Origin of the sequence: Streptomyces sp. 8K308 (assembly GCF_004348315.1) — a bacterium.
Lineage (GTDB): Bacteria > Actinomycetota > Actinomycetes > Streptomycetales > Streptomycetaceae > Streptomyces.
Genome location: NZ_SMKC01000606.1, coordinates 1 through 1,601 on the forward strand (window position 1 = coordinate 1; position 1,601 = coordinate 1,601).

At 73.5% G+C, this 1,601-nt stretch carries 1 protein-coding gene and 1 other RNA gene; both read left to right on the plus strand.

Annotated features, from left to right (window positions below; translation table 11 throughout):
• The first annotated feature begins 19 nt into the window (after positions 1-19).
• Positions 20-118: signal recognition particle sRNA small type (gene ffs, locus E1265_RS36095), an RNA gene on the plus strand.
• A 38-nt stretch (positions 119-156) separates the two neighbouring features.
• On the plus strand, positions 157-1,601 hold a 1,445-nt coding region (locus E1265_RS36100), incomplete at its 3' end, for a DNA polymerase III subunit gamma and tau (RefSeq protein ID WP_132935155.1).

Genomic DNA, 1,601 nt, shown 5'->3' on the forward strand with positions numbered 1-1,601 from the left:
GGCATCGGGTAGGGTTGGTGGCAGCCCCTCACGCGGCGCTATCTCGCTGAACTCCCCCAGGGCCGGAAGGCAGCAAGGGTAGGTGAGCTCTGGCGGGTGCGTGGGGGGCGCTGTGCTGTCCGCCGGGTGTCAGTGGGGGCGGATATGGTCTCAAGTGTGTCCTCGCTCGCGCTGTACCGCCGCTACCGACCCGAGACCTACGCCGAGGTCATCGGGCAGGAGCACGTGACCGTCCCGTTGCAGCAGGCCCTGCGGAACAACAGGGTCAATCACGCGTATCTGTTCAGCGGGCCGCGCGGTTGCGGCAAGACGACCAGTGCGCGGATCCTCGCCCGGTGTCTCAACTGCGAGCGGGGGCCGACGCCCACGCCGTGTGGGGAGTGCCAGTCGTGTCGTGACCTCGCGCGGAACGGTCCTGGGTCGATCGACGTGATCGAGATCGACGCCGCCTCGCACGGTGGCGTGGACGACGCGCGTGAGCTGCGGGAGAAGGCGTTCTTCGGGCCGGCAGTCAGCCGGTTCAAGATCTACATCATCGACGAGGCGCACATGGTCACCCCGGCGGGGTTCAACGCCCTGCTGAAGGTGGTGGAGGAGCCGCCCGAGCACCTGAAGTTCATCTTCGCGACCACCGAGCCGGAGAAGGTCATCGGCACGATCAGGTCGCGCACGCACCACTATCCGTTCCGCCTGGTGCCGCCCGGCACGCTGCGTGACTACCTGGCCGAGGTGTGTGAGCGCGAGGCGATCCCGGTGGAGAGCTCGGTGCTGCCGCTGGTGGTGCGGGCCGGGGCCGGGTCGGTGCGGGACTCGATGTCGGTGATGGACCAGCTGCTCGCGGGCGCCGGGGCGGACGGGGTCACGTACGAGATGGCCACGTCGCTGCTCGGGTACACGGACGGGGCGCTGCTCGACGACATCGTGGACGCCTTCCGGGCCGGGGACGGGGCCGCGGCGTTCGGGGTGGTGGACCGGGTCATCGAGGGGGGCCACGATCCGCGGCGGTTCGTGACGGACCTGCTGGAGCGGCTGCGGGACCTGGTGATCCTGGCGGCCGTGCCGGACGCGGCGGAGAAGGGGCTGTTCGACGTTCCGGCGGACGTGCTGGAGCGGATGCGCGCGCAGGCGTCGGCGTTCGGTCCCGCGGAGCTGAGCCGGGCTGCCGACCTGGTGAACACGGGGCTCACGGAGATGCGGGGGGCGACGTCGCCCCGGCTGCAGCTGGAGCTGATCTGCGCCCGGGTGCTGCTGCCGGCGGCGTACGGGGACGAGCGGTCGCTGCAGAGTCGTCTCGACCGGTTGGAGAGGTTGGGCCGGGCCGGCGGGTTCGGGGGCGCGGCCGGTGTCGGGCAGGCGGCTGCCGGTCCGGTGCCCGAGCCGGTCGCGGTGCCCGAGCCGGTCGCGGTGCCCGAGCCGGTCGCCGTGCCCGAGCCGGCGCCGGAGCCGCCGGCTCCGGTCGCGCCGCCCGCGCCCGCGCCAGAGCCGCAGGCGGCGGGTGGGCCGCCGCCCGGAGCCTGGCCCACGGCGAGTCGGCCGGCGGCCGCGCCGCAGGCCGGGGCCTGGCCGACGACCCAGGCGGCTCCGCCGCCACAGCCGCAGGC